The following is a 24,764-nucleotide window of genomic DNA, read 5'->3' as shown; positions in this document are numbered from 1 at the left end:
TCTGTTATCTTCAATAAATATAGAGTTAATATTATAAAAGTTGTTTGATAAAATAATTCGCACCATCACGAATTGCTTCATCTGATATTGGCATCATGCGAGAGTAATGTAAGAAAGCATGCAAAGTTCCTGGGTACATTTTATATTCACAAGGTATATTGTTAGCGTCGAGTGTTCGGAATAAAGCCAAGTTATCATCTAATAGAGGGTCAAATTCTGCACTAGCAATAAAGCAAGGTGGAATATCATAGGTTAAGTCATTATTGAATAAGCAGTAATAAGGGGCTTCTCTATCACCATTTTCCCCGAGATAGGCATTATCATAATTTTCTAAGTCTTCTTTTTGTAACCCATCCCATTCCCCACCATATAGCCGCCGACTGATTGAATCCTGTAAGCCATAAAGCCCATACCACAATAAAACGGATTTAATATTGGCACTTTCTATAGTGTTATCACGCAACCAAAGTATAGAAGCAAGAGATAACATTGCGCCAGCTGAGTCACCTGCAAAGCCAGTTTGTTGCATATTGATATTATGCTCTGCGGCATTTTGTTGATAATACTGGTAAACGGTGGATATTTCTTCAATGGCTTGGGGGTAGCGAGCTTCAGGGGATAACGAATAATCTATTCCAATAACGGTACAGCCTGAATAACAGGCTAGTAATCGCATTATGCGGTCATGAGTTTGTAAATTACCTAAAATAAACCCGCCTCCGTGAATATAAAATAAAGTTGCTGGTGGTGACTTCAGGGGGTGAAATAGACGAGTCAAAATATTGCCATATTGAGTTGGTACTTGAATATCGTAAATATTGTGCATCATTGGCGCTTCTGCATTCCAATATTTTCTATCTTCAATATACGCTTGTCGCATTCCGTAATAGCTGGTGTCAATAGGGGAAGGGGATGGGTTTTCTGCATAAAATTGCATTACAGATTGCATTTCAGGTGAAATGTGGTCTAACACATTAATTTTATTTTTCGGGTTCATTATGCTCTCCTAGCTGGATGGCTTCCATTGTAAAAGAGAGGCATAATTAAATTGTGATCCTGTTAGCCAATATTAAAATGTTCTGTATTTCAATAGAGTAAGGTTTAGGAATTTATAGGCTCTTTAATTTATATACCAAACGGCGAAACTGTCACCGTTTGGTATATATGTCAGTTCTAGTCGAGGTAGCTAATATTTAAGGATGATGGTTGTTAGCCATCATTTAGCTGCTCTTTGTATGGCTTCGCCACCTGCTTCTATATCTTCACCAACACCTTTGGTGGTGTTGCATGCGCTTAAAGAGAATACGACAGCTAATGAACAGGCTAAAAAGCAAATTTTTTTAATCATATCTTCTTCCTTTCGTTACATTCAGTTATAGGTCTTAAGATATTCTTATTCAAGTATAGCAGAGGAATGAAAGTGCGTTTTTCAAACGATTCTGATTTTACGTTCTAGCCATGTAAATTTAATTGGTTTATTACGCTTTTATTTCACTTTTGATTGGTATAATATTCTAAGTTATAAATTAATAAAAGAAAAACATATTGGTACTTAGAAAAGGTTTTACTTTTTTATTGATAATATAAGGATGCAGAAAAATCTGAATTTCACTATATGATTATATTAAAAAGAATTAATTCGACTGATGTTTGACCAGTTATATAAGCTTTATTAATCTAAATTGGAATTTTAAGTCCGAATTTTATCATTTTATTAACAAACTTATCATTATTATATTTGTGGGTATAAGTAAGGGTACTTAGTTTAATGTTTGATTAATTACTAGTTAAATCAAAATGTTATATATTGCTGTTAGACAATTTTAATGTAATATCGAATCTGTTTGAAATTCCCTTGGTTTCATTGATTTATTTAAACCGCCATATTGGCGGTTTTTTTTAGTTTTTATCCGATAAGTACTTTTCAAATAACCAAAGTCCACTTTTTTTCATTGCAAAACCAAATAGCACACCGATGAGTAGTGATTGCATCGTTACCAACCAAGCACCTTCAGTCGCAAAAATAGTACAGGTGCCGACAAAAGTGCCCGGTATATAAGAAAGCCACTGCTTTTTGGCTTGCATACACATCAAAAAGGCAACAATACCCGTCACGAAGTACCCAACAAAATGAGGTAAGTGTTGCAGGTAGTCACCGCTATGCAGGATCACCAACCCCCAAACCACGCCGCTACTGACGGTTAGTGCAGTAATACCTAGTCCTTTAAGCCCATCTTTGGGGTAAGCAAAATATGCGGTACAGCCTAAAAATCCGGCCCAACCGATTAACCCTAAGCTATCTGCAACCCAAGCCCATATACCAGAGAGAATGGCGGTTGTTAAAGAAAGAGAGAATAATAATTTCACAATTTGTACTTTACGTTATGGTTATTTGTTAACAATGAGATTGGTGAATGCCTGTTAGTCCACCAGTTAGTTACAAAATCCACTCGTTACAAAAGCAATTAATTATAAAGCTAAGTTGTAACGATTCAGCTATCTTGTTATTCAAGAACCATCTAGAGAGTTTCAAGTATTGCTAGAGGGGTAACTGACTAATAATATGATAGTTATCTGTATTGCAGTGGTACTGAGATCGTGTAAAGCAGAGCATTGTATAGACCCAAAGTAAATCTGGCAATCTGTATACGATGATTTATCTGTATTAACTTTATCTTTTTGATAATAATTAATTGTATGTAAATTTAGTGTTAAATAAATAACTTAAAATATTAATGTTGATTGAGTTAATAGCTGATGACTTTTTTACTTCAATTTAGCCTCCTCACCCTGTAGCATGAGATAAATTGATTAGTGAGGTGAGAGTATGAAATGGATGATAGCTGGGGTTGCTGCGTTGCTATTAGTAGGGTGTGATACCACATCGACCGCACCATTTGGCTTAAACTGGGGGCAAAGTATGGATAGCATCAGTTTTATTAAGGCGGGGAAATGCCAAGCAAATGGCAGTAAAACAGTTTGTACTTTTGGGCAGCAAAAACCTTTTAATGATTGGAGCTATGAAAATCAACTCACTTTTGATGATGGCGGACTCATTCAAGTTGCCACTACACTTGTTGGGGTTGAAGATTATACCTCGCCAAAACCAGATTTTACAGACTTCCAACAAAAGTTAGAAAATGAAATGGGTTATTTGACAAAGCAAGGGCTTAGTCCGCAAGTCGCCAGTGGGTTTCTCTCGAAATGCCAATCTGAAACCAGTTGTAATAAAGTAAGTGAGTCATCGCCAACTCATGTTGGTATGTCTAATCTTTGGGTTACCATTAACCCAACACCAATTGCGATTGTGACTTATCACCAAGATTAATTACAACTCAGAGCTAGTTAATTTAGATATTGGCCGATTAGGTCGATTAAAAATAGTACCAATGTATCATTGGTACTATTGGTTAATGCTTATAAATAATTTATAAAGGTTATATGAAAAATAGGAGTTAGAGAGTTACCAACCGAAGGCGACACCCGCTCCGATAACGGCAGCATCAGAATTGTTCCAAGAAACAGAACTGCGTAAGTTAATATTTTCTTTTAATTGATATTGAGCTCCAGCAGCGATCGCAGAACCATTTTTGTAATTACCTACGCCAACCCCGGCACTAAAGCGGGTATTTATTGCATAAGGGATATTGCTCATTGCAGCAACGGAGGCAATACCCGCATTGGCTTCTTGGGCACGTTTATCTATTTTGCTATCAAGCTGGCTGACCTCATGGTCAAATTTATTTTCTAACTTTGTGAATTTAACTTCGTTTCCTTTTTGCGTTTTGGCCGCGTCACTTTTTAGGGTTTTTATTGACGAGGTGTTTCCAATAACTTTTTTATCAAGATTCTGAATATTGGTATTTAATTGTTCGGTGACTTGGTCCGCCGCATTTACACCAATTAATGCATCCTGTACATATAATTCGACTTCTTTTAATTTTGAGTCAAGTGCATGGTGTTCTGTTTCATTATCTTTTTGTATTGATGTGATTTGGTCATTAATTAAATCAGTATTGTTTTGTATTTTTTCGGCGTTTATGTTGTAAGAAGTGAGTATAGAGCTGTCTACGGTGTTTTGTAACTCCACTAACTCATTTCGTATATCTCCCGTTTCTAATTTAAGATTAAGATGCTTTATATTTAATTTTTCAATATCATTACTAAAATTTGAGGTCATCTGGTTAATTTCGCTATCAATCTCACCGATTTTTTTATTGATATAAATGATTCTTTTAGTATTATTATGAATACCTTTAGTATTATTACTAATCCCTTGTGCATTGATATCACTTAATATTGGTGCGGGCTTTGAATGTGTAGTGTTGGCTACTGCAGTGAAAGACAAACCGCTGAGTAATATAACAGCTAAATAACGAGCTAATGCTTTCTTTTCCATGTATTAATTTCCGTATTATTTAAAATATTATCTAAAGAAGAATGAAGAGGGGATTTGTTTTTCTCAACTTATTTATAATAGGGTCATTTTTCTGGCGGGTAAAATCGATTTTTTAAATTATAATTATTCGGGATATTCGTGTTTGATTGGAATAAAGACGGTGAAATTTTTATTATAAATATATCTGAATTTTTAAATTAATTAAATTATAAGATACTCTGCTTATTATTTGTTGTATATTAATTTGAAAATAATTTGAATGTGGCCCAACTGTATTTTTATGATGAAAAAACATAAAATTAAATATCCATAGGCAAATAACTGCGACTAGCCGATAAAAATAAAAACAGTTGGAAACCTACAAAGGAGCACCATTTTTCTATTTTAGATGTTTTTTTCCAAATAACGTGTTATTTTTCTGTGAAATTTTATGTACCTTGTGTGGCATAAGGGTTTAAACTAAACAGCTTAGTGATAATTTATTGATGTTTAAAGTGAAATTTTCTTTCGGATTAATAATGCCATTTTTTGCATGTTGTTGATGAAATAGAAAGACGATAATATTTTATCTGTTCGTCATACTTCACTGGCAGAGTTGTGATGGCAGTTAGCGGCTATCGAATATCGCTACTGCCGCTTAAAATATTTTGAATTATTGATATTTGAATAAAAGTAATCGAATTTATAGGGTTTAAATTATGGCAGTAAGAGAAATTATTGAAATTCCAGATGAACGACTGCGTATTAAATGCAGCCCAGTGACGGATTTCGCTGCGGTACAAACCTTAATCGACGATTTGTTAGATACCATGTACAGCACGGATAACGGCATTGGCCTTGCTGCCACGCAAATTGCTGAAACTAAATCCATTATGGTGATTGATATTTCAGAAAACCGTGATGAGCCCATGGTATTTGTTAACCCTGAAATCGTCGAAAGTGAAGGGGAAACCAGTTATCAAGAAGGGTGCTTGTCTGTGCCGGAAATCTATGCGGATGTAGACCGTTTCCTGCGCGTTAAAGTGAAAGCGTACGATAGGCACGGTAAAGCGTTTGAAGTGGATAGTGACGAGTTTTTAGCAATTGTCATGCAACATGAAATTGACCACTTACACGGTAAAGTGTTTCTTGACCACTTGTCGCCGTTAAAACGCAATATGCTGTTGAAAAAACTGAAAAAGCAGCAACGTCTAAAGCAGCAACAATAGGCTGTAATCCCGAAGGGAAGAGGGTGTCAGGCTTGTTGGCCTGACACTTAAATTCATTCCATGGGGCGAACGACTAACGGGGTGTCTGGCTCATCAAATTGGCCATAGCTATTATTGAGTACCCGTTTTTGGTCTAATTGCTTAATTTCTTTGCTTAAAAAGTTTAAATGCTGTTGTAAATATTCTTTAGTAACACGTTCATTTTCGATAATTTTATGCAGTAACTGAATAAACTCTTCAGTGATGGGCTGCTGTTCTTCGAACGCTTGCGTTAACTTGGTGAGGTTTTCCACCGCAAGGACATATTCTGTCTCTCGGGAGACCAACGTCTCCCATTCCCCGGATTGCGCTAAGGCAACTAAATTTTCACTTAATACTAAGACATTACGGTATATTTCTTGTAAATCGATAGGATTTTTATTGTCCACCTGATTATCTTTCATCCACATTTGCACCGATTTGTTGCCACGCAGAGGCGATATCGGAGAGTAATTGGTAAACTTCTTGGACATAAGCCACGTTGTTTTCGAGGTTGGCACGGAGTAGCTGCATAGTCATATACTCATACAAACTTGCTAAATTTTCTGCAAGTTCGCCGCCAGCTTCATAATTTAACGACTGCTTTAACCCAGTGTCAATGATGTCGATAGCTTTTGAGATTTCTTTACCTTTTTCCGCCACCTTACCCTGCTGCATAAAAATTTCCCCGCGTTTTAGGGCACTTAGCGCCCCTTTAAACAGGATTTGAATCAGTTGGTATGGGGTCGCGTTGGTGATTTCACTCTCCAAATCGACCTGCTGATAGGCTTGCTGTGCGTGTCGTTGATACATATTTTTAACCTAAAAGTATTTATTAGCCTAATAACCGGCCTAAAGAATTCGTTGTACTATTGAGCGAACTCATCATTTTATCGAGGTTTTGGAACTGACGGCGATGCATATCCATGGTGTTTTCGATTTGTTTATTGGTCTGCTCAATACGTTTGTCTAAGCTTTTCTTTTTCTTCTGAATACCATCAGTGGCATTGTGTAATGAGCCATCTTTTGTATCTAAAGTCCCTTTTAAAAAGTTAAAATTTTCAGTGCCAAAACCCGTTTTTTCACCATCACCGGCAAAAAAAACTTTGACACTCGATGGGTTCTCTTTGAGGGCTTTATCCAGCAACTTGTTATCAATTTCTAAGGTGCCATCTGTTTTCTGTTTGATCCCCATTTTATTGAGCGTATCGATTTCACCACTATTTTGTGGTGAACGAACTTGTGTACGTAGGGTGCTTTGAATAACGCGCAGAGTAGAATCACCGATTAATGGCCCATTGGTTTTATCTGGGGTTGTGCCGCGTTCATTTGGTGTATATTTGGTGAGTTCTTTGGCTAAAGTTTGGAATTCATTATAGGCATCTACCCATGCTTTAATTTTACCTTTAGCGGGCTCGATATCCTCTGAAACCATTAAATGGTCAGCTTTATTGTCTTCGCTTTCTTTTTTCAGTGTCAGCGTTAAGCCAGGGAACAAATCTTTGGCTTCATTGGTTTGAGACTCAAGTTCGAATCCATCAATAGTTAAATGTGCATTCTGGGGGGCGACTTTCTGCTCCATACCAATGCCGGTAGGGTTTTTCAGCACGACATTTTTACTGGCATCTAACTCTGATTCAACGTTTAAGATTGCAGCCAGTTCATCATCACCTTCAACATTAATGCTAATACGGTTATCTGTGCCTTCTTTTTTAGATGTTACAACAAGGTGATATTGTTCATTTTTATCTTTAATGACGGAGGCTGTCACGCCTTTATCGGTTTTATTAATGGCCTCTGCCAGCTCAATTAAAGAAGTACTCTGGTTATCCAATTTGATAACGATTTTATCTTTTTCTTCTTTCTGTGAGGGTTGGGTAATAGTGATAGTCCGTTCTTTGGCACTACTACCGAGCAATTCTTTATTATCAGCGTGGCCTTTAGTAGCGATAGTTTGTGCTTTAGCAAGTTGCGTCACTAACACATCGTGCACACCAGCTACGGCTTTACCATCGGTTTTTACGTCAAAGGCTTTATATTCACCAGTGACTTTGGTGGTACTAATATCGCCGTATTTTTTTAAGTCCTCGGCGGCTTTTTTCAGTTTCTCTAATGAGGACTGCATTTTGCCATAGGCGCTAATTTGTGCGTCATAACTGGCTTTTTGAGTGGTTAATGGGTCAAGGCGACGACGCTCCATTGCCTCAATTTGGTCCATTTGCACATTTAAATCTAAGTTTGCCCCGATACCGAGTGTGGATATTCCTGCCATGTTTTCTCCTATTCTATGTCTGTGACATAAACTCTGAAATAAAATTTATTTAGAGTGCTATCGGCAAAATGGAGCAAAATTTTAGACTATTCTGAAAAAGAGTAATGGCGAGAGCTGATGAGGTAAAAGCCGTTAATTATCACTATTGAAATTAAATAATAAGAAAATTAATAAAAACCAATAAGTTTGTTAAAAAAAAACGGTATTAAAAGCGGGCTGTAAAGCCATTTGCCCCCTTGCAGATAAAAATTTTCATTAAAAAGCCTAAAGGGGACTTTTTTGTAGCCGATAACCTAGTTGCTGACGAAATTCATCAAGTTAAGCATTTTTGGCTTAACGCATTAATTTGAATAATAAGGATCACATCATGGCACAAGTTATCAACACTAACATTCTGTCTCTGACGACTCAGAACAACTTAAACCGTTCACAAGGCGTATTAGGTTCTGCAATTGAGCGTTTATCTTCTGGCTCACGTATCAACAGCGCTAAAGACGATGCAGCAGGCCAAGCGATTGCTAACCGTTTCACTTCAAACGTTAAAGGTTTAACCCAAGCATCTCGTAATGCTAACGACGGTATTTCTATCGCGCAAACGACTGAAGGTGCATTGAACGAAATCAATGATAACTTACAGCGTATTCGTGAACTGACTGTTCAAGCTAAAAACGGGACTAACTCTAACTCTGACTTAACTTCAATTCAAAATGAAGTGACAGAGCGTTTAGCTGAAATCGACCGTATCTCTAAAGAAACCCAGTTTAACGGCGTTAAAGTGCTTAGTGGTGAAAAAACAGATATGAGTATCCAAGTAGGTACGAATGATAACGAAGTTATCAAATTTAAATTAGATAAAGTTGATACCGCAGAGTTAGGTGTAGCAAGCGATAATTTATTTACTGAAACTACAACTAAGAAAGGTGCAATTGAAGCAGGTACTGCTAATATTACAGCAGACAAGATTGGTGTAACTGGTGGTGCTTCATATGCAACAGGCGTGACGTCTGTAAAAGATTACATAGTTGATGGTGTAAAATCTACAGATAAAGTTGTTCTCAATGATGGTACTAAAGATTATGTAGTCAATAAATCTGACTTTGCAATCAAAAGTGGTACTACAGATGAAGTCGAATATACAGGTACTAAAACAACTGAGTTTAAAGCTGATGCAGGTAAAGATGTAAAATCTTTAGATGTTAAAGATGATGCTTTAGCAACGTTAGACAACGCAATCAATCAAGTTGATGAAAGCCGTTCTAGATTAGGTGCGATTCAAAACCGTTTCCAATCTACTATCAACAACCTGAACAACTCTGTTAACAACCTGAGCGCAGCACGTAGCCGTATTCAAGATGCTGACTTCGCGACAGAAGTTTCTAACATGAGCCGTGGTCAAATTCTGCAACAAGCAGGTACTGCTGTGTTAGCGCAAGCTAACCAAGTTCCACAAGGTGTTTTAAGTCTGTTACGTTAATTTAGACTTGTATTCCTGATTAAAGGCCAGCATTGCTGGCCTTTTCTTTGCCCGTCATACTTCGCGCCGCAGCGTTGTTGACTTCAGTCGCTCACCCGAATCACGTACCTATGTACGCTCATCGGGATAATCTCCTTCGTCGCCTAGCCGCACCACGAATTATTTAGGGCTCGCTTAAGCATTTTCAGACAAGTTCTGTATGGCTTTTAGCGCTGGTTTTGGCACAGCTGTAAATTAATATATTTGATAACAGAATAAATATAATAATAACCAAAGGATAATTAACCAGAAAACCAGACTCATAAACATAGGGTAGGGCAATTCCGCCAAAGATATCCCCTGTCAAAAATGCGGTTTGTATTAAACCAAAAATATGTTCGGCATTCCCTTTGCGTGCAATCTCCATCTCAACCAAATTGATCAGCAGTGAGCAAACGGTTCTAAACATATACATGGCAATAATCGAGATGGCGAAAATAACCGGAGAACCATATTTTATTGACCAGAACATGCCATAGAGCATCAGCATGCATAAAACAGAAAAAACAAGTAATGAGATAGGTTTATCTTTGTCAGAAAAAATAAACATAAAAAGGTTTTTGAGTACTAGCCCAGAAATAATGCCTAATGACATCACAAGGCCAACATTCGCATCTGAAAAATGCATGTTTTTTAAATACACTGGGATAATGGGTAAGATCAACGCCCAACTGGTGCCACTGAGAATAAATGCAATAAATAAAACTAAATCTGCTTTATTGAGAAAATGAAAAAATGAAGTGCCTTTTTGGGAGCCTTTTTTTACTAATGGTTTCTCAGTTTTTGGTATTTTTAATGAAGGAATGGCTACAATGGCGATTAATACCATGACCCCGCTAATCAATAAGGCGGAACGATATGGAGTTTGATCGATAATTGATAAAATCGTCACTAGCCCTCCTACAATAAAAGCCCCAAGGCTTTGTGCAATTGTGCTTAAATTATCGGTGTGTAGCAGGACTTTATTTTGTTCCTGTTTATCAATATTAAAAATCAGTGATTTAAGTGCAATAGCGATAATACTCGCACCCATCCCAGCCATCAAACCTGAAGTCAAGGCGATAGCCATCCCAGTGGGATAGGCTCTAAGAACAAGGCCACACCCATACAGTAAAAAGCCCACAATTAAACCAGTCTTAGTACCAAATCGGGATAGCCCTTTGGCATAAAGTAGTGAGCAGGCCCCCGCAATTGCCATCATTACGTACGAAATTGAAAATAACGTTAATTGCGCTTGCTGTTCCCAATAGATGGGTTGTAATGTTTTGGATATCCTCATCGGGAAAAGAAAGAAAAAATAAAAGAAATATATTTTGTATATCATTTTTCTTCTTAATTATTTAAGTTTAAATTAAAAGATAATAACTTCAAAATATCTATATGTCATTTTACTTTTTAATTAAACTAATATGCTATTACATTAGTGAATGTAAAAATACATTATATAAGTTAAATCTGTCAAATAATAAGTTGTTTACCTTGTTAGTCCGAATTAACTTAATGTTTAATTAATATTAATTGTATTTAATAATGATATTATTTATATATAATCCATTAATCTGATTATTTTCATTGTCATTATTTTCCATATCTAGTGCTATGTTTACTTTGGTTCTCATGCTTAGTGTTAAGCTAGCTTGCTGCTTACCGATAACTTTACTTGCTTTAAGAAGGCTAACTTAGTCAATAACAAAGTCTAAAGCCCAAATCTGCAATTTAATGACAAAATCACATCTCAACAAAACAACTACTCCCTCTTGTATTACCAGTAAAATTCCCTAAAAATTGTGTTAAAACAATAGTTAACATTGCAATCATTCAAATTTTACCTATTTAGGATAAGGCAAATAAAGCCACATTTAGTGCCTTACTCTACGGATTGAATTCAAAACCAACACAGATAATGAATAACTTTTATAGAGCTTGAAGGGTGATTCAGGTTGTGAGTGATTTGTATACTGCCGAAGGTGTGATTAATAAAAATAGCCTATGGGAGCGTTATTACCCTCTAATACGCCATGAAGCCCTAAAACTGCAAGTCAGACTACCCGCCAGTGTTGATATCGACGACTTAATTCAAGCGGGGGGCATTGGTTTATTGCATGCATTGGAACGTTTCGATGTGACTCAAGGGGCATCGTTCGCTACCTATGCGGTGCAGCGTATTCGTGGCTCAATGCTAGATGAATTGCGTAGTCGTGACTGGGTGCCGCGTAGTGTGCGCCGCCAAGCACGAGAAATGACCAAAGCCATTGGTGCGCTGGAACAATCTTTAGGGCGAAGTGCGACTGAGCCGGAAATCGCCAAAGCGCTGGATATTGACCTTGCTGAGTATCGCCAAGCGCTACTAGACACCAATAATAGCCAACTGTTTTCCTATGATGAGTGGCATGAAATTCACGGGGAAAGCTGTGAGCCACAAATGGATGAAGATGACGGCGGTAACCCGTTGAGCTTGTTGCTGGACTCCAGCTTGCGTGACCAAATTGCGGCGGCGATTGAGCAGCTGCCTGAGCGCGAGAAAATGGTGCTGACGCTGTATTACCAAGAAGAGCTGAATTTGAAGGAGATTGGCGCGGTGTTGGAGGTGGGGGAGTCAAGGGTGAGTCAGCTGCATAGTCAGGCTATTAAGCGCCTCCGCGGCCGCCTCAGATAGATGCTCGTCATACTTCGCACCACAGCGTTGTTGGCTTCACTAGTTCACCCTAGTCACATACTGATGTATGCTCCTAGGGCTAAACTAGCTTGCCGCCTAGCTGTAGCACGAATTATTTAGAGCATCAGTATTGAGATATTTTAATACTCATTTAAATTAAATTTGTTTTTATGTGTCTATGTCAGTCTTTTACTAACGAGATGAGTTGCTTATCACTCTATCATTTTCTACGTTTTTAGTAATTTTACTTTCTATTATTCATCCAGCTCTGCCGATCTAACCAAAAAATTCTCTGCCGTGGTGTGCCATGCTCTTGGGGATTGGGTGAACCCCAGTTTTAAATATTCGGTGAGGTTGCTGTCGGTGGAGAAAAATAAAATCTGGCAGTCGGCGGGGAGTTCTTCAGCGACGAGGCGCATTAATTGGCGGTCGATACCGTGTTTTTGATAATGCATATCAACGGCCAGTTCGCAGATATAACAGCAAGAACTAAAATCCGTCACCGTGCGGACAAAACCGACCACCTGTTCCTCATCCCATGCACTAACCAATAAATCCGCGTTATTCAACATTGCATCTAATTGAGTGAGATTATCGGTTGGCACCATTTCTTTAAATGGTGACTGGCGAATTAATCGAATAAAATCCTCAATAGATATGGCAAAATTGACTTTATAGTTCAGGCGATTGGCAAGAGCATCCATAGAGTTCCCCTATTAATCAAACGGCACTCTTATAGGTTTAGCCTGAAATAGCGTAAATTTCCTGTTTTTTGTGGAATTTTATCATGGCCTAGCTATTCCAATTACTGCGTAAATGTCCTAAGTTAAATTCAAGGTCGTTGTGATGTTTAACCCAATTGGGTAAATACCATAAGAATTCTATTCAACAGATAAGTGAACGAGATATGACTATGGAACTAAAGGATTATTACAGCATCATGGGTGTTAAGCGCACCGATGATTTAAAAACCATTAAGACCGCGTATCGCCGTTTAGCGCGAAAATATCACCCCGATGTCAGTAAAGAGCCAAATGCAGAAGCGCGATTTAAAGAAATTGCAGAGGCGTGGGCGGTACTCAGCGACAAAGAAAAACGCGCGGAATACGATGAAATGTGGGAGCACAGAAATGACCCCTATTTTAACCAAGCCAACCAAGGTCAACAAAGCCACACATATTCTCAGCAAGGGTTTGATGCGGGTGGTTTTGATGACATTTTTTCATCGATGTTTTCCCAACGTGCACGTGGTGGCACAAGGCAAGCACATAGTCACCGCGGACAGGACTTAGAAGTTGAACTGGCTGTTTTCCTTGAAGAAACCCAAGAACCACATAAACGTACCATTAGCTATAACTTACCTGTCTATAACGCTTTTGGTTTTATCGAAAATGAAGTTCCCAAAACACTTAATGTGACTATCCCGGCAGGGGTGATTGATGGGCAACGTATTCGCTTAAAAGGGCAAGGCACAGCGGGGGAAAATGGCGGTGAAAATGGCGATCTATGGATAACCATCCGCATTGCACCACATCCATTATTTGATATCAAAGGCCATGATTTAGAAGTGGTCGTGCCGCTTGCGCCATGGGAGGCAGCCCTCGGAACTAAAGTCACCATTCCAACATTAAAAGACCCGATTGTGATCACCGTTCCTGCTAATAGCCAAGCTGGCCAAAAATTACGCCTTAAAGGTAAAGGGCTGAAACATAAAGGCACAGCTGGGGATCTGTATGCGATTATAAAAATCGTGATGCCGAATAGCAGTAATGCAGAGTCGGATGCGCTATGGCAGAAGTTGGCTGAGAGCCATACGCACTTTGACCCGCGTAAAAATTGGGGAGGAAAATAATGGAACAGTTAACCACATTAACCGTTATTGATTTTTGCGTTCATACCGGTATTGCTGAAGATGAATTACAGGAAATTGTCGGCCTTGGGATAATTCAACCTATTGAAACTACTAATGAATGGTTGTTTGACGACCAAGCGGTAGTCATTGTGAGAAGAGCCGTGCGTCTTTACCATGAATTAGAAATTGACTGGCCGGGCATCGCAATGGCTATGAGCCTAATGGATCAAAATGAAATACTCCGACGCGAAAATGAGATGTTGCGTTTACAGTTAAAACGTTTTATTGGTTAGTTAGCCAATAATTTAATTATTTACCACCACAAGCCTTAATAAGTAAATTAGGTTTGTGGTGGTTATAGTTGCTATTTGTTTTTTAAACTAATCATGTTTTTAATTTTTATAAGACATATAATAAATTTGATGCTTGTTGGATATATATGTCACTGTTATTTTTTTTTCATGTTGGAACACATAGGGATATATACATGAAAAATACTATTATCATTTTCATGAAAATAATTGGCTTGGTATTCACATTTTAATAAATGTGCTTATTCTTTTTTGACATCACTATCAATTTTCAGGGATATCCATGCTCAAGAGAAAAATCAAAGATTGATATCAGAATTAAATCAAAGAAAAGAATTATAAAACCTGCCGTTAAAAAATAAGGAAGAAATGAAAATAGTATTAGAAAAATGGAATCAAACTCATCATATGTTTTAGTTAATGAAGTTAGAACACAAGGAATTCTAGCACTCCTTTGTATTACCCATCGAAATTAAAGGTAAATAATTGGTCATTACATTGGAATATTCAAGCTAACCCATAATCTGTGTAGGAGAAGTTTATGGTTGAATATAAAATACCACGTTTGAAGCGTTTTATTATCTACTATCTGATGTGTTTATTTATATTATTTCCGATTAATCCATCTTGGGGTAGTAATATTTTAGTTTCAGGGAATGACTCTTCAGTTTATCAAAAAAACAGCACCACTATTGTTAATATAGCTACTCCAAATGAAAATGGTATTTCGCATAATAAATACCAACAATTTAATGTACTTGAAAAAGGTATTATATTAAATAATTCAAAGAATACAGTAAAAACTCAACTCGCAGGGGACATAAATGGAAACAATAAGTTAAGAGGAATTAATGCAGAACTGATTATTAATGAAGTTGTAGGTGATAGTCAGTCCCAGTTACTTGGAAAATTGGAAGTGGCGGGAAAATCTGCGAATGTGATTATAGCAAATCCAAATGGAATAACGTGCAATGGATGTAGCTTTATCAATGTTCCCGCGCTCACCCTAATAACAGGAAAACCATTTCTTGGTAGCGACGGTCAATTATCTGCTATTGAAGTAAAAAAAGGGACGATCACCATTGGCAATAAAGGAATGAATGCCGAAACCCCAAATTATACGGATATTATTAGCCAAGCAATGGTTCTTAATGGACAAATTAAAGGGAAAAATGTCTCATTGATGCATGGGAATAATCGTATTGATTTCCAAAAAGGAACTGTAACATCAATTAATGGCGAAATACAAAGCCCTATTATTGCTATTGATACAAAAGCACTTGGAGGCATGTATGCTGGCCAAATAAAATTAACGAGTACAGCATCAGGTATAGGAGTCAATTTAAATAACATTTACACCACTCAAGGAAGCTTAATACTAACTGCTGATGGGAAAATTACAACAAATGGTAATATTCAATCAAAAAATGAAATTAATGTTAGTGGTAAAGAACTCTATATTAAGAAAAATGCAAAATTAAATGCGGAAAATGATATTACCCTTGCGACAAATTCTTTAATCAATGAAGGCGAGATTATAGCAGGTAAGGACATGCGTATTTTTTCTAATACAATTAAAAATACGGGTGAAAAAGCACTTGTTCAAGCGAAAGAAAATTTGTGGATACAGAAAAATGCAATTGGAGATTTAAGTCAATCTATCGTAAACAAGTCCGCAACGATTAAAACAGAAAAGGGAGACTTGGTTGTTAGAGCGAAAGAGGTTGCAAATAACCGAAGCTTAGAGGGACTATATTTTACCGCTCAAGGTAGTGATGATAAAAAATCTGTTTTTTCCAATGATGCAGTGGGTAAGGAATTTAAAAATCCCATTATTTTAAACCCGATAAAAGAAGGAATAACAGATGATGGAGTTCTTTATTTTCTGACACATAATTATGATGTGCCCGCCTATGATTTTAGAGACTGGCAAAATAGTTATTTTGTCAATTCTGGGATTAGTGACCCAAAAAGAAACTTAGAGTTTTTAAATAGATTGCTTGGTGGTACAGTTCCCATTTCTTCCCTACCTGTTATTAATCTAGGAAATTATAAATATGCCTATAAAACCATTGGTAAAACAGGTGATATCTTGGCTGGTAAGAACTTATATATATCCGCTAATGAATTATTAAACTATGGTAGTAATATAAAATCAAAAGAAAATATGATATTGACAGGGAGGAGCTTCATAAATAGTAGTTTATTAGTTCAAAACGAACATGAGCGTTATTATAGGTTTACACCAAATGCCATGCGGAATGAATTAACATTCACAGATAGCCCTGCCATTAGCAATCAATTTATAGATTATAGTATTACTGGGTATAGACTACCTGATGAGACTTTTGCATTACGCCAAATAGACTACCCTATTTATGCTCCTGCCAGTATTTTCGCAGGTAATAATTTTATGAGTGATTTCTTAGAGGATGTGGATTTTAGATATACATCCAATGATAGAATATCACTAGGTAATGGCTTTGTTAAAGGCATTATTAATAAACCTGATTATGGCAACTCAAAAGCAAGTAAGCTATATCCATCTAATCGCTATTCTCACCTTGATTATTATGATGATAAACCTTTCATCGTTCTACCAAAAGATAAAGAAATCATTCAGGATGTACCTAATATTGTTACTGCTAAAAATGTTTTTATCAAGGGGGGAAATGTTAAAATTAATCATGGGTTAAAATCCGAACAGGATGTATACATATTTTCTAATACAAATATTGATTTAGAAAATGCAGAAATAGATACAAAGCATGATTTTATTCTTTCAGCTGATAAAAATATAGAAGTAAGGAAAAATAGTCAAGTAAATGCAAATAATGCGTTTATAAAATCTTTACAAGGCAGTGTGTTGATTTCAAATGACACGCCTGAAAGATATTACAATAAAAATGGGAAAGCATATGAAGGAAATATTTCAGTTAAAAATGATATCTTAGTGCAAGCAAAAGGAAATGTAATTTTCCTCGATTCAGTGATAAAACCTCTAAATAATTTCTCTGTAAATGCAGGTGAAAATATATTGTTTTTGGAAAACGATATAAATACCCCTAAGATACGAGTTAAAGAGTTATGGGATAGTGAAAAATATAAAACTAATTTTAATAACTTTCTTAACAATAGAGGGAAAATACAAACAAATAAAGACTTATTGCTTCAAGCGGGTGGTAATTTATTTTCATCAGGTTATGGTTTTTATTCTAATAATAACATTAATTTTATAAATGGCTCTGAGCTTTCAATTAGACCTCGATTCTCGTCTGGTGAATATGATGCTGTTCTTACGGACACACTAGATGCATATTTTTTACCAGAAAAAGCGAATGAATTAACGCGAGTATTATCTCATTCACAAATACAGAAACTAATTGCTCCCATTTCCGCTAAAAAAGATCTCACTATGATGAGTGGTGAAGATATGGGGATTATTTCAGCTAACCTTTCGAGTGGGGGAAACATCACACTATCAGCGGGCAAACAACTTACTCTTGATTCTACATCATATTCCTTGACTGACTTTCCAACTAGGAATTTTTATGAAAGGAAAAATTTAGTCACTTCAATAGAGAGTGGTAAAGATATTGTTTTAAGTTCTGCTGGAGATTTTGTTAGTCGAGGCGCTAAGTTAGAAGCAGGTAAAAATATCACAATTACAAGTGATAACAATATCAAGTTTGAAGCATTAACAGAGGAAAGTCGAAAAAATAATACAGATAAAAGGGAACAACGTAGATCAGAAATTCATAGCGGGAAAAATATCACTTTATTGTCAAATGGTAGTACATTATTTCAAGCAACAAAACTTGCAGCGAAAGGCTTTATTGATATTGCAGCTAAGGGGGGGATCCTTTACGCACAATCTATGATTGAAACGACTAAGTGGGAGGAAGAGCGCAAATATTGCAATCGTTTTTTAGGTATAAAATCATGCTTCTGGGGTTCGACCCATGAAATAAAAAACTTTCAATCTGCTACGAATAAAGTCTCTGAATTTGTCGCAAATAAAGATATCAACTTATTTGCCAAAGACGATATCACATTAGAAGCTACAAAACTCAACACCAGACAAAATGCAAAGATAACTAGCCAGACTGGTAAGGTGAATTTTAAAGCAGTTAAAAATAGTAAGTTTGAGCAAGTCATTTCTAATTCAACTGGCTTTTATATTACTCACCGGGATAAGGGATATAAAGAGGACTCATGGGGATTACCCTCATTACATATTGGTGGTGCGTTGACTGTTGGTGCCGCGAATGGTGTGAGTGCAGATGTTAAAGCTAAAAATGCTCAAAATTTAGAAAGTGTCCTTAATGAATTAGGGAAAAGGGATGAAACTAAATGGCTAGCCAGTTTAAAAGATCGTAAAGATATCCAATGGGATATTGTTAAAGATGCTTATGAGCAATGGGATTATGAAAGTCAGCATTTAAACCCTGTAGTGTCAGCATTGATTATGATTTCAATTGCAGCAATGACTCACGGAACGGCAACCGAGTTTGCAGCTTGGGCATCATCCGGATCTAGTGGTGTGACAGGAGGTGCAATATCCGGAGCGGCTTATAGTGGCGTGATGGCTTTATCAGCTCAAACAGCTAATGCATTGGTTGAAAATAAAGGAGATTTAACAAAAACATTTAATGCATTAGGCCGGAGCGAAACGGTTAAATCGATTATTACCCAGATGGCTGTTTCCGGCGCACTCAGTGGTTTAGATGTTCATATGGAGTGGGGAGCAGGAACTGGGGCTGAAGCGAAGCTACCTTTATTGAGTGATGGTGATTGGAGTAATGTGGCACAACGTGTTGCGGCACAATCTGTTGTTAGTTCAAGCATTAATACATCAATTCAAGGTGGCAGTTTTACTCAAAATTTAAAAAATGCATTTTTAGGTAATGTCGCTAATCAACTGAATGCAGAGGGTGCTAGGCTAATTGGCGATAATGGGCAAATTTTAGGTCAATCAGGGAAAATGCTCAGTCACGCTGCTGTGAGCGGGCTTGCTGCTGAGCTTTCAGGTAACAATACAAAAGGTGCTGTTGTTGGTGCTCTCGCTGCGGAATTTGCAGCGATTGCTCTAGATGATAATTTAATTCAGGCGCATGAATGGAAAAAGAAAGCAGAACAAAAAGCTCAAATGGCGAAAGCTTTTGGCGGATTTGCAGGTGCGATATTTACTGGCGAACCCGGAGGGGTTTATAGCGCAGCAAATAGTGCTGAGAATACTTTTCGTTATAACTATTTATCTCACAAGCAACGTGAGTTAATGGAAAAAGAGCTAGCTGCTGAGCCTAATCTTTTTAAGCGTGCTGGGATCCATATCAAATGGGGATTAGCCAGTAGTCATCAGGATGGTATTTTTGCTGCCGGTTTCGTTGCGGGAGTTCCTGCAGAGTTATGGGATACATTAAAAGATGTTGTAAATGGAACAATAAATTATGAAGAAACATGGGATGGGATACGTGCTTTATTAACAAGTGAAACAATGTTCAGTGATATAGCTGAGGGTGAAAAACAAGATATTCTAAATCGAATTAATAAAATTGAAATCGAATATCAGAAAGCTGGAGCTGATGGTGCGTTTAATGCGGGTTTAGAAACTGGTCAACTATTTACTAAGGTAGCAGGATATATTGTTACTGTTAAAAGTGCTGCTAGCATATCAGCGAATTCAGGTCGTTATGTTGATGCGCTATTGAATGGTAAAAAATCTTGGCCTATTATAGATATCAAAGAAATATATAGAATTGAGCCGGACGGTAGAAAAACCTATATGGCTTTTGGAGAAGGCGTTTACAAGCAAGGCTATCCATTTGAAGATTATATTGGTAAATCTAGAAAACTAGCGGATAGTGAAAGGTTACCTGCGGGGACGGAAACATTTGACTATTTTACAAAAAATAAAGAAGCGATAAGTGTAAAAACATTAGATACGGGAGCTAAAACATATCAAAACCCAGTTAAGATCAGTTCAAAAATAAACGGATATATAAATGATGTGGTTAATTTTAAAGGGATAGATCAATCAAGGCTCACACTATTAAATTCAGATATCAAACTAAGGACTATAGAAATAGCAATCCCAAGTAAAACAACTTCAGCTCAATGGGTGGAAATTAATAAATCCATAGCTTATTCTATAGAGAATAATATTAATATGAAAATTACAGTAGTAAAATAGGGGGGAGAGATGGAAAACTATGACTCTGGAAATAATATATCCATTCGAGTAAATGATTTTTTTTATTTTATTATGGTTTTGTCAGGGTATCATTTATTTGTAGTAGATGATACGGTTCCTATAGTATCAGTTAATAAAAAAGTCACAAATAGTGAGCTAGGTAAATTATCTAAAGTTGCTCTAAAAAAATGTAGAGTTATAGATCCTCATGTAGATAGCTTTTTTTTTAATAGAGATCGCCTTGCAGAGTGTGAAAAAAAATGGCTCAGTGAAAACTTATCTTCTCTTGGTTTCAAAAATAAAAAAAAATTTTATCAATCAATGATGTTATGCAATATTAGAGAGAAAAATGGTTTTTTAACATTAAGGCCAACACTCCATAAAAAATTAGAAACATGGACGGGGGATGGGTTTACTGAGGATGACTATATTGTTTTGCCGGATAGTGTTTCTGATGAAGAACTCGGTGAAGCCATAAAGGAAGTACTTTCTCGTTGCCGAAGTGTGGTCAAGTAAAATGTCTAGGCTGTAGTGAAGGTGTTGACAAGCAAGGCTATCCATTTGAAGATTATATTGGTAAATCTAGAAAACTAGCGGATAGTGAAAGGTTACCTGCGGGGACGGAAACATTTGACTATTTTACAAAAAATAAAGAAGCGATAAGTGTAAAAACATTAGATACGGGAGCTAAAACATATCAAAACCCAGTTAAGATCAGTTCAAAAATAAACGGATATATAAATGATGTGGTTAATTTCAAAGGAATAAACAGCATTAAATTTAAGCTTGAAAAGTCAAGTGTAAAAAATAAAACGATAGAGTTAGCTATACCGTGTAAAACTACTCCAGCACAATGGATTGAAATTAATAAATCAATAATTTACGCTAATGATAAAAACATAAAACTTAATATAACGGTTGTTAAGTAAGGAACAATATATGCTTGATTATGATTCTGGGGATAATGTATCAATCCGAGTTAACGAACGATTTTATTTTATATTTGTTCTTTCGGGATATCATTTTTTTGTTAGAGATAATGAGACGCCCGTTTATTGTTTGGAAAAAGATACTGCTGAAGAAAAGTTAGGTGAAATGTTAAAGTTAGCATTAAGTCAGTGTCGAATTATAGATCCGTATGAAAATTCTGATTTTTTTGATAGAAAGAGGATTGATGAAGACTATAAAGAGTGGGTTGGTGATGTGTTAATTAAATGTAAGTTTAAAAGTATAAAATCACTTTTTTTAAATATGATGTCATGCAGTATTAAACGAATTAATGGTAACATTATATTGCAACCTAGTTTGCATAAAAAACTAAAAGATTGGACGAGAGATGGATATAGTGATGATGATGATATTATTTTACCGGATACAGTAACAAACGCAGAATTAGGTAAAGCCATAAAGGAAGTGCTTTCTCGTTGCCGAAGTATGGTCAAGTAAAATGTCTAGGCTGTAGTGAAGGCGTTTACAAGCAAGGCTATCCATTTGAAGATTATATTGGTGTACATAGAAATTTTAAGAAAGCAGAAAGAATGCCATATGGGTTTGAAACTTTCGATTATTTTTCAAAGGGAGAAGTTGTAAGTGTGAAAACCTTAAATACCAGTGCAAAGACATACCAAAAGCAGAATGAAATAAATCGAGTACTTAACAGTTACATTAATAAAGTAAATGATTTTAAAGGTGCTAGTAAGTCCGGCGTTGAATTGAAAAGCTCAGATATAAAAACTAAAACAATAGAGCTAGGAGTTCCAGATAAAACAACAGCATCACAATGGCTGGAAATCAATCAGTCAATAATATATGCAGCAGAAAAGAATATAAGTCTTAGAGTAATAATTGTAAAGCAAGGAGGATAGATGAGTAATTCTTCTACTAAAGAGTCTTGGGTAAGCATTTACTTTAATGAGGAGTATTATTTTATACATACCATTTCGCGTTATAATCTCCGTGTTTTGGACTATAAAATGCCTATTTATCATCTTTCGAAAGAGGTTGATACGCGGGAGTTAGGCAAAACAATATTTTTAGCGCTGGATAATAGTAGAATAATTGATATAAATACGCCCGAGGATATTTTTAGTCGTGATGGTGTATCTTTGGCCTATCAAAAATGGATTGATGATGGGAAAAAAATATGCAAGTCGAAAAACCGTAAAAGTTTTTTATTAAAAATGATGTTATGCCACATTTGTCGAGAGGGTGATCATATAATAATTACGCCAACACTCCATAAAAAACTAGAAACATGGACGGGGGATGGGTTTACTAAGGATGACTATATTGTTTTGCCGGATAGAGTTTCTGATGAAGAACTTGGTGAAGCGATAAAGGAAGTTATATCTCGTTGCCGAAGTGTTATTTGAAATTTATATTATTAGATAGTTAATAATATTTTTAATGGGGTATATAAGTAGTATTAATAAAATAAACTTTATTGGTTTTCTTCTGCGAAAATAAAATGTATGCAGTTTCATTCAACTCTTATTTATTTATAAATTATTTAAGTAAATCTATAATCTAAATTATTAGTAAATTGTATTATATTCTTTGACTAATTTGATAAAGCTAATAATTAAACAATATTTTAATGAACACGAACAACAAAAAAGCCCTTACCATCCAGTAAGGGCACAATAACGACAACGAGATTTTTATTGTTAATTAAATAGTTGCGGCTTCGGCAATGAGTTTGCCGAGCTCTTGCCAGTTTTCACTGTCAATTAATTCATTCGGTACCATCCATGAACCGCCGCACACTAATACAGACGGTAATGCGGTGTATTCTTTTATATTTTTCATACCAATACCGCCAGTTGGCATAAATTTAACCGGGTAAACGGCGCTGAGTGCTTTGAGCATGGCAACTCCGCCAGAGGCTTCGGCTGGGAAGAATTTCAACGTGGTGAGATTAAATTCAAGGGCTTGCTCCACTAAGCTTGGGTTATTCACCCCAGGAATAATAATCACGTTCTTTTGTTGGCAATAAGCCACAATTTTTGGGTTAAAACCCGGGCTGACGATAAAATCTACACCCGCTTCAATGGCTTGGTCAACTTGCTCTGTGGTTAATACCGTACCTGCGGCAATCAGTAATTCAGGGTAAGCAGCACGCATATTTTTAATCGCTTGTACCGCGGCAGGGGTGCGGAAGGTGACCTCTGCACATGGCAGGCCATTTTCCACTAAAGCTTTTGCTAATGGTGCACCATGCTCTGCATTATTAATGGTGATAACAGGAACAACATTGAGTTTCTTAATTCTTTCAAGTAATTGATTCATGGTTAAAGCCTCTTAACATGTTTCTAAAGCAGTGGTTGGCATGGCTTCGGATGGAATAATCGCTCCCCGGTGTTGGATGACGGTTCCAGCCAGTAAATGACCTGTTTTTGCCGCTTCGCATGGGTTGCCACCTAAAATACGGCAAGCAAGGTAGCCGGCACTGAAAGAATCCCCTGCTGCAGTGGTATCAACCACGTGGTTGATTTTATTCGCAGGGACTTCAATACGTTCGTTATCGATAATCACAAAGCAGGCACCAGCACCGCGCTTGATCACTATTTCGTTCACACCATATTGTTGGGTACGTGCAATTGCATCAGTTTCATCAATATCATCGTAAAGCAGTTGTTCGTCATCAAAGGTCAGAAAAGCGATATCGGTTAAGCTTAAAATTTGCTGATAAGCCTGTTGTGCCGCTTGTTTGGAAGACCAAAGTGCGGGGCGATAGTTATTATCAAACACAATTTGGGCACCATGCTGTTTAGCTTGCTGTAACATTTCAAATAACAACTGGCGTGAAGCGCTAGGTAAAATGGCTAGGCTGATGCCACTTAAATAGATAAATTGTTGCGAATTTAGGATTTGCTGTGTGTGGGCTTTGCTGTTGTGGTCAAGACAAACGGCATCAAGCCAAAATTTTGCCGCGGCATTATCTCGCCAATAGAAAAAGCGGCGTTCGCCATCAGCAGAAGTTTCGATTAAATACATCCCAGGCAAATGTTTGTCCGAAATAAAGACCTCTTCAGTATTGATGCCTTCTTGTTGCCAACTGCTTAGCATTTGCTGGCTGAATGGATCCTGACCTAAACCGGTGATGTAACGGGTTGTCACACCGTGATCTTTAGTTAAACGAGACAGGTATAGCGCGGTATTGAGTGTATCCCCACCAAATGTTTGTCTATAAAGTTCACCCGATTTTTGCAACTCAACCATGCATTCACCAATAACGGCAACTTGCGGATGTGTATTCATTTTCACCACCTGCGCGATTACGACTTAGTAAACTATTGCTACTTAATGATGCTATTAAAACCCATTTTAAATAGAACTTCAA

23 protein-coding genes are annotated in these 24,764 nt (G+C 36.7%); 12 read left to right on the top strand and 11 right to left on the bottom strand.

What is annotated here, in order from left to right:
• Positions 1-31 precede the first annotated feature (31 nt).
• From aes to P3L40_RS13770, 3 genes are all read right to left on the bottom strand, one after another.
• A complete protein-coding gene (gene aes, locus P3L40_RS13780) occupies positions 32-997 on the bottom strand; it encodes an acetyl esterase (RefSeq protein ID WP_136135206.1) in 966 nt (321 codons plus the stop codon).
• 219 nt (positions 998-1,216) lie between these two features.
• Positions 1,217-1,348: an entericidin A/B family lipoprotein gene (locus P3L40_RS13775; protein WP_004255580.1), complete on the bottom strand. Its 132-nt coding sequence runs from the start codon at positions 1,346-1,348 to the stop codon at positions 1,217-1,219.
• Between the two features lie 551 nt (positions 1,349-1,899).
• Positions 1,900-2,367 (bottom strand): DUF1097 domain-containing protein, encoded by a 468-nt coding sequence (locus P3L40_RS13770; RefSeq protein ID WP_196731677.1) that lies wholly within the window; start codon positions 2,365-2,367, stop codon positions 1,900-1,902.
• Between the two features lie 460 nt (positions 2,368-2,827).
• Between P3L40_RS13770 and P3L40_RS13765 the strand changes: the two genes are divergently transcribed.
• On the top strand, positions 2,828-3,328 hold the full coding sequence (locus tag P3L40_RS13765; protein ID WP_136135513.1) for a hypothetical protein: 501 nt from the start codon (positions 2,828-2,830) through the stop codon (positions 3,326-3,328).
• 135 nt (positions 3,329-3,463) lie between these two features.
• Here P3L40_RS13765 and P3L40_RS13760 read toward each other — a convergent pair whose 3' ends face one another.
• Positions 3,464-4,399, bottom strand: coding sequence for a YadA C-terminal domain-containing protein (locus P3L40_RS13760; protein WP_228677244.1), 936 nt, complete (start codon positions 4,397-4,399; stop codon positions 3,464-3,466).
• 698 nt (positions 4,400-5,097) lie between these two features.
• On the opposite strand from P3L40_RS13760, the gene def reads away from it, so the two are divergent.
• Positions 5,098-5,607 (top strand): peptide deformylase, encoded by a 510-nt coding sequence (gene def, locus P3L40_RS13755; protein WP_004255567.1) that lies wholly within the window; start codon positions 5,098-5,100, stop codon positions 5,605-5,607.
• 53 nt (positions 5,608-5,660) lie between these two features.
• On the opposite strand, the gene fliT is transcribed toward def, so the two are convergent.
• The 3 genes from fliT to fliD are packed head-to-tail and all read right to left on the bottom strand — an operon-like array spanning position 5,661 to position 7,897.
• Positions 5,661-6,050 (bottom strand): flagellar protein FliT, encoded by a 390-nt coding sequence (gene fliT / locus P3L40_RS13750; protein WP_136135512.1) that lies wholly within the window; start codon positions 6,048-6,050, stop codon positions 5,661-5,663.
• On the bottom strand, positions 6,040-6,438 hold the full coding sequence (gene fliS, locus P3L40_RS13745) for a flagellar export chaperone FliS (RefSeq protein WP_004909969.1): 399 nt from the start codon (positions 6,436-6,438) through the stop codon (positions 6,040-6,042). Before fliS ends, fliT begins: the two co-directional genes overlap by 11 nt.
• A gap of 22 nt (positions 6,439-6,460) precedes the next feature.
• Complete coding sequence (gene fliD, locus P3L40_RS13740) at positions 6,461-7,897, bottom strand: flagellar filament capping protein FliD (RefSeq protein ID WP_004255559.1); 1,437 nt, start codon at positions 7,895-7,897, stop codon at positions 6,461-6,463.
• Between the two features lie 367 nt (positions 7,898-8,264).
• On the opposite strand from fliD, the gene P3L40_RS13735 reads away from it, so the two are divergent.
• A complete protein-coding gene (locus tag P3L40_RS13735; RefSeq protein WP_136135511.1) occupies positions 8,265-9,371 on the top strand; it encodes a FliC/FljB family flagellin in 1,107 nt (368 codons plus the stop codon).
• Positions 9,372-9,555: 184 nt separating this feature from the next.
• On the opposite strand, the gene P3L40_RS13730 is transcribed toward P3L40_RS13735, so the two are convergent.
• Positions 9,556-10,734: an MFS transporter gene (locus tag P3L40_RS13730; protein WP_210852638.1), complete on the bottom strand. Its 1,179-nt coding sequence runs from the start codon at positions 10,732-10,734 to the stop codon at positions 9,556-9,558.
• Between the two features lie 618 nt (positions 10,735-11,352).
• On the opposite strand from P3L40_RS13730, the gene P3L40_RS13725 reads away from it, so the two are divergent.
• Positions 11,353-12,066, top strand: a complete 714-nt coding sequence (locus tag P3L40_RS13725) for an RNA polymerase sigma factor FliA (protein ID WP_080544464.1) — start codon at positions 11,353-11,355, stop codon at positions 12,064-12,066.
• Positions 12,067-12,320: 254 nt separating this feature from the next.
• Here P3L40_RS13725 and P3L40_RS13720 read toward each other — a convergent pair whose 3' ends face one another.
• Positions 12,321-12,770, bottom strand: a complete 450-nt coding sequence (locus tag P3L40_RS13720) for a GNAT family N-acetyltransferase (protein ID WP_004255552.1) — start codon at positions 12,768-12,770, stop codon at positions 12,321-12,323.
• A 209-nt stretch (positions 12,771-12,979) separates the two neighbouring features.
• On the opposite strand from P3L40_RS13720, the gene cbpA reads away from it, so the two are divergent.
• The 8 genes from cbpA to P3L40_RS13680 all read left to right on the top strand — a co-directional run bounded on the left by cbpA (position 12,980) and on the right by P3L40_RS13680 (position 22,794).
• Positions 12,980-13,918 (top strand): curved DNA-binding protein, encoded by a 939-nt coding sequence (gene cbpA, locus P3L40_RS13715; protein WP_094961196.1) that lies wholly within the window; start codon positions 12,980-12,982, stop codon positions 13,916-13,918.
• A complete protein-coding gene (locus tag P3L40_RS13710; RefSeq protein ID WP_004255543.1) occupies positions 13,918-14,211 on the top strand; it encodes a chaperone modulator CbpM in 294 nt (97 codons plus the stop codon). Before cbpA ends, P3L40_RS13710 begins: the two co-directional genes overlap by 1 nt.
• Before the next feature lie 559 nt (positions 14,212-14,770).
• Entirely contained in the window at positions 14,771-20,422 is a 5,652-nt protein-coding gene (locus tag P3L40_RS13705) for a DUF637 domain-containing protein (protein ID WP_210852641.1), read from the top strand.
• A 9-nt stretch (positions 20,423-20,431) separates the two neighbouring features.
• Positions 20,432-20,938, top strand: a complete 507-nt coding sequence (locus P3L40_RS13700) for a contact-dependent growth inhibition system immunity protein (protein ID WP_210852643.1) — start codon at positions 20,432-20,434, stop codon at positions 20,936-20,938.
• Positions 20,917-21,351: a hypothetical protein gene (locus tag P3L40_RS13695; RefSeq protein WP_210852646.1), complete on the top strand. Its 435-nt coding sequence runs from the start codon at positions 20,917-20,919 to the stop codon at positions 21,349-21,351. The genes P3L40_RS13700 and P3L40_RS13695 overlap by 22 nt, the downstream gene beginning before the upstream one ends.
• 10 nt (positions 21,352-21,361) lie before the next feature.
• Positions 21,362-21,868 carry a contact-dependent growth inhibition system immunity protein gene (locus P3L40_RS13690; protein ID WP_210852648.1) on the top strand — a complete coding sequence of 169 codons (507 nt, stop codon included), beginning with the start codon at positions 21,362-21,364 and terminating at the stop codon, positions 21,866-21,868.
• Positions 21,847-22,287 carry a hypothetical protein gene (locus tag P3L40_RS13685; RefSeq protein WP_210852650.1) on the top strand — a complete coding sequence of 147 codons (441 nt, stop codon included), beginning with the start codon at positions 21,847-21,849 and terminating at the stop codon, positions 22,285-22,287. Before P3L40_RS13690 ends, P3L40_RS13685 begins: the two co-directional genes overlap by 22 nt.
• A complete protein-coding gene (locus tag P3L40_RS13680) occupies positions 22,288-22,794 on the top strand; it encodes a contact-dependent growth inhibition system immunity protein (RefSeq protein ID WP_210852652.1) in 507 nt (168 codons plus the stop codon).
• Positions 22,795-23,092: 298 nt separating this feature from the next.
• Here P3L40_RS13680 and P3L40_RS13675 read toward each other — a convergent pair whose 3' ends face one another.
• On the bottom strand, positions 23,093-23,710 hold the full coding sequence (locus tag P3L40_RS13675) for a bifunctional 4-hydroxy-2-oxoglutarate aldolase/2-dehydro-3-deoxy-phosphogluconate aldolase (protein ID WP_094961198.1): 618 nt from the start codon (positions 23,708-23,710) through the stop codon (positions 23,093-23,095).
• 12 nt (positions 23,711-23,722) lie between these two features.
• Complete coding sequence (locus P3L40_RS13670) at positions 23,723-24,682, bottom strand: sugar kinase (protein WP_136134982.1); 960 nt, start codon at positions 24,680-24,682, stop codon at positions 23,723-23,725.
• Between the last annotated feature and the right edge of the window lie 82 nt (positions 24,683-24,764).

This window comes from Providencia sp. PROV040 (assembly GCF_032706145.1).
Classification (GTDB): domain Bacteria; phylum Pseudomonadota; class Gammaproteobacteria; order Enterobacterales; family Enterobacteriaceae; genus Providencia; species Providencia hangzhouensis.
This window is presented reverse-complemented; position numbering and strand designations above follow the sequence as displayed.

What these genes read in the sequence shown, in the direction of transcription:
- aes (WP_136135206.1), bottom strand. Translation starts at nt 997, where the DNA reads ATGAACCCGAAAAATAAAATTAATGTGTTAGACCACATTTCACCTGAA.
- P3L40_RS13775 (WP_004255580.1), bottom strand. Translation starts at nt 1,348, where the DNA reads ATGATTAAAAAAATTTGCTTTTTAGCCTGTTCATTAGCTGTCGTATTC.
- P3L40_RS13765 (WP_136135513.1), top strand. Translation starts at nt 2,828, where the DNA reads ATGAAATGGATGATAGCTGGGGTTGCTGCGTTGCTATTAGTAGGGTGT.
- P3L40_RS13760 (WP_228677244.1), bottom strand. Translation starts at nt 4,399, where the DNA reads ATGGAAAAGAAAGCATTAGCTCGTTATTTAGCTGTTATATTACTCAGC.
- def (WP_004255567.1), top strand. Translation starts at nt 5,098, where the DNA reads ATGGCAGTAAGAGAAATTATTGAAATTCCAGATGAACGACTGCGTATT.
- fliT (WP_136135512.1), bottom strand. Translation starts at nt 6,050, where the DNA reads ATGAAAGATAATCAGGTGGACAATAAAAATCCTATCGATTTACAAGAA.
- fliS (WP_004909969.1), bottom strand. Translation starts at nt 6,438, where the DNA reads ATGTATCAACGACACGCACAGCAAGCCTATCAGCAGGTCGATTTGGAG.
- fliD (WP_004255559.1), bottom strand. Translation starts at nt 7,897, where the DNA reads ATGGCAGGAATATCCACACTCGGTATCGGGGCAAACTTAGATTTAAAT.
- P3L40_RS13735 (WP_136135511.1), top strand. Translation starts at nt 8,265, where the DNA reads ATGGCACAAGTTATCAACACTAACATTCTGTCTCTGACGACTCAGAAC.
- P3L40_RS13730 (WP_210852638.1), bottom strand. Translation starts at nt 10,734, where the DNA reads ATGATATACAAAATATATTTCTTTTATTTTTTCTTTCTTTTCCCGATG.
- P3L40_RS13720 (WP_004255552.1), bottom strand. Translation starts at nt 12,770, where the DNA reads ATGGATGCTCTTGCCAATCGCCTGAACTATAAAGTCAATTTTGCCATA.
- cbpA (WP_094961196.1), top strand. Translation starts at nt 12,980, where the DNA reads ATGGAACTAAAGGATTATTACAGCATCATGGGTGTTAAGCGCACCGAT.
- P3L40_RS13710 (WP_004255543.1), top strand. Translation starts at nt 13,918, where the DNA reads ATGGAACAGTTAACCACATTAACCGTTATTGATTTTTGCGTTCATACC.
- P3L40_RS13705 (WP_210852641.1), top strand. Translation starts at nt 14,771, where the DNA reads ATGGTTGAATATAAAATACCACGTTTGAAGCGTTTTATTATCTACTAT.
- P3L40_RS13700 (WP_210852643.1), top strand. Translation starts at nt 20,432, where the DNA reads ATGGAAAACTATGACTCTGGAAATAATATATCCATTCGAGTAAATGAT.
- P3L40_RS13690 (WP_210852648.1), top strand. Translation starts at nt 21,362, where the DNA reads ATGCTTGATTATGATTCTGGGGATAATGTATCAATCCGAGTTAACGAA.
- P3L40_RS13680 (WP_210852652.1), top strand. Translation starts at nt 22,288, where the DNA reads ATGAGTAATTCTTCTACTAAAGAGTCTTGGGTAAGCATTTACTTTAAT.
- P3L40_RS13675 (WP_094961198.1), bottom strand. Translation starts at nt 23,710, where the DNA reads ATGAATCAATTACTTGAAAGAATTAAGAAACTCAATGTTGTTCCTGTT.
- P3L40_RS13670 (WP_136134982.1), bottom strand. Translation starts at nt 24,682, where the DNA reads ATGAATACACATCCGCAAGTTGCCGTTATTGGTGAATGCATGGTTGAG.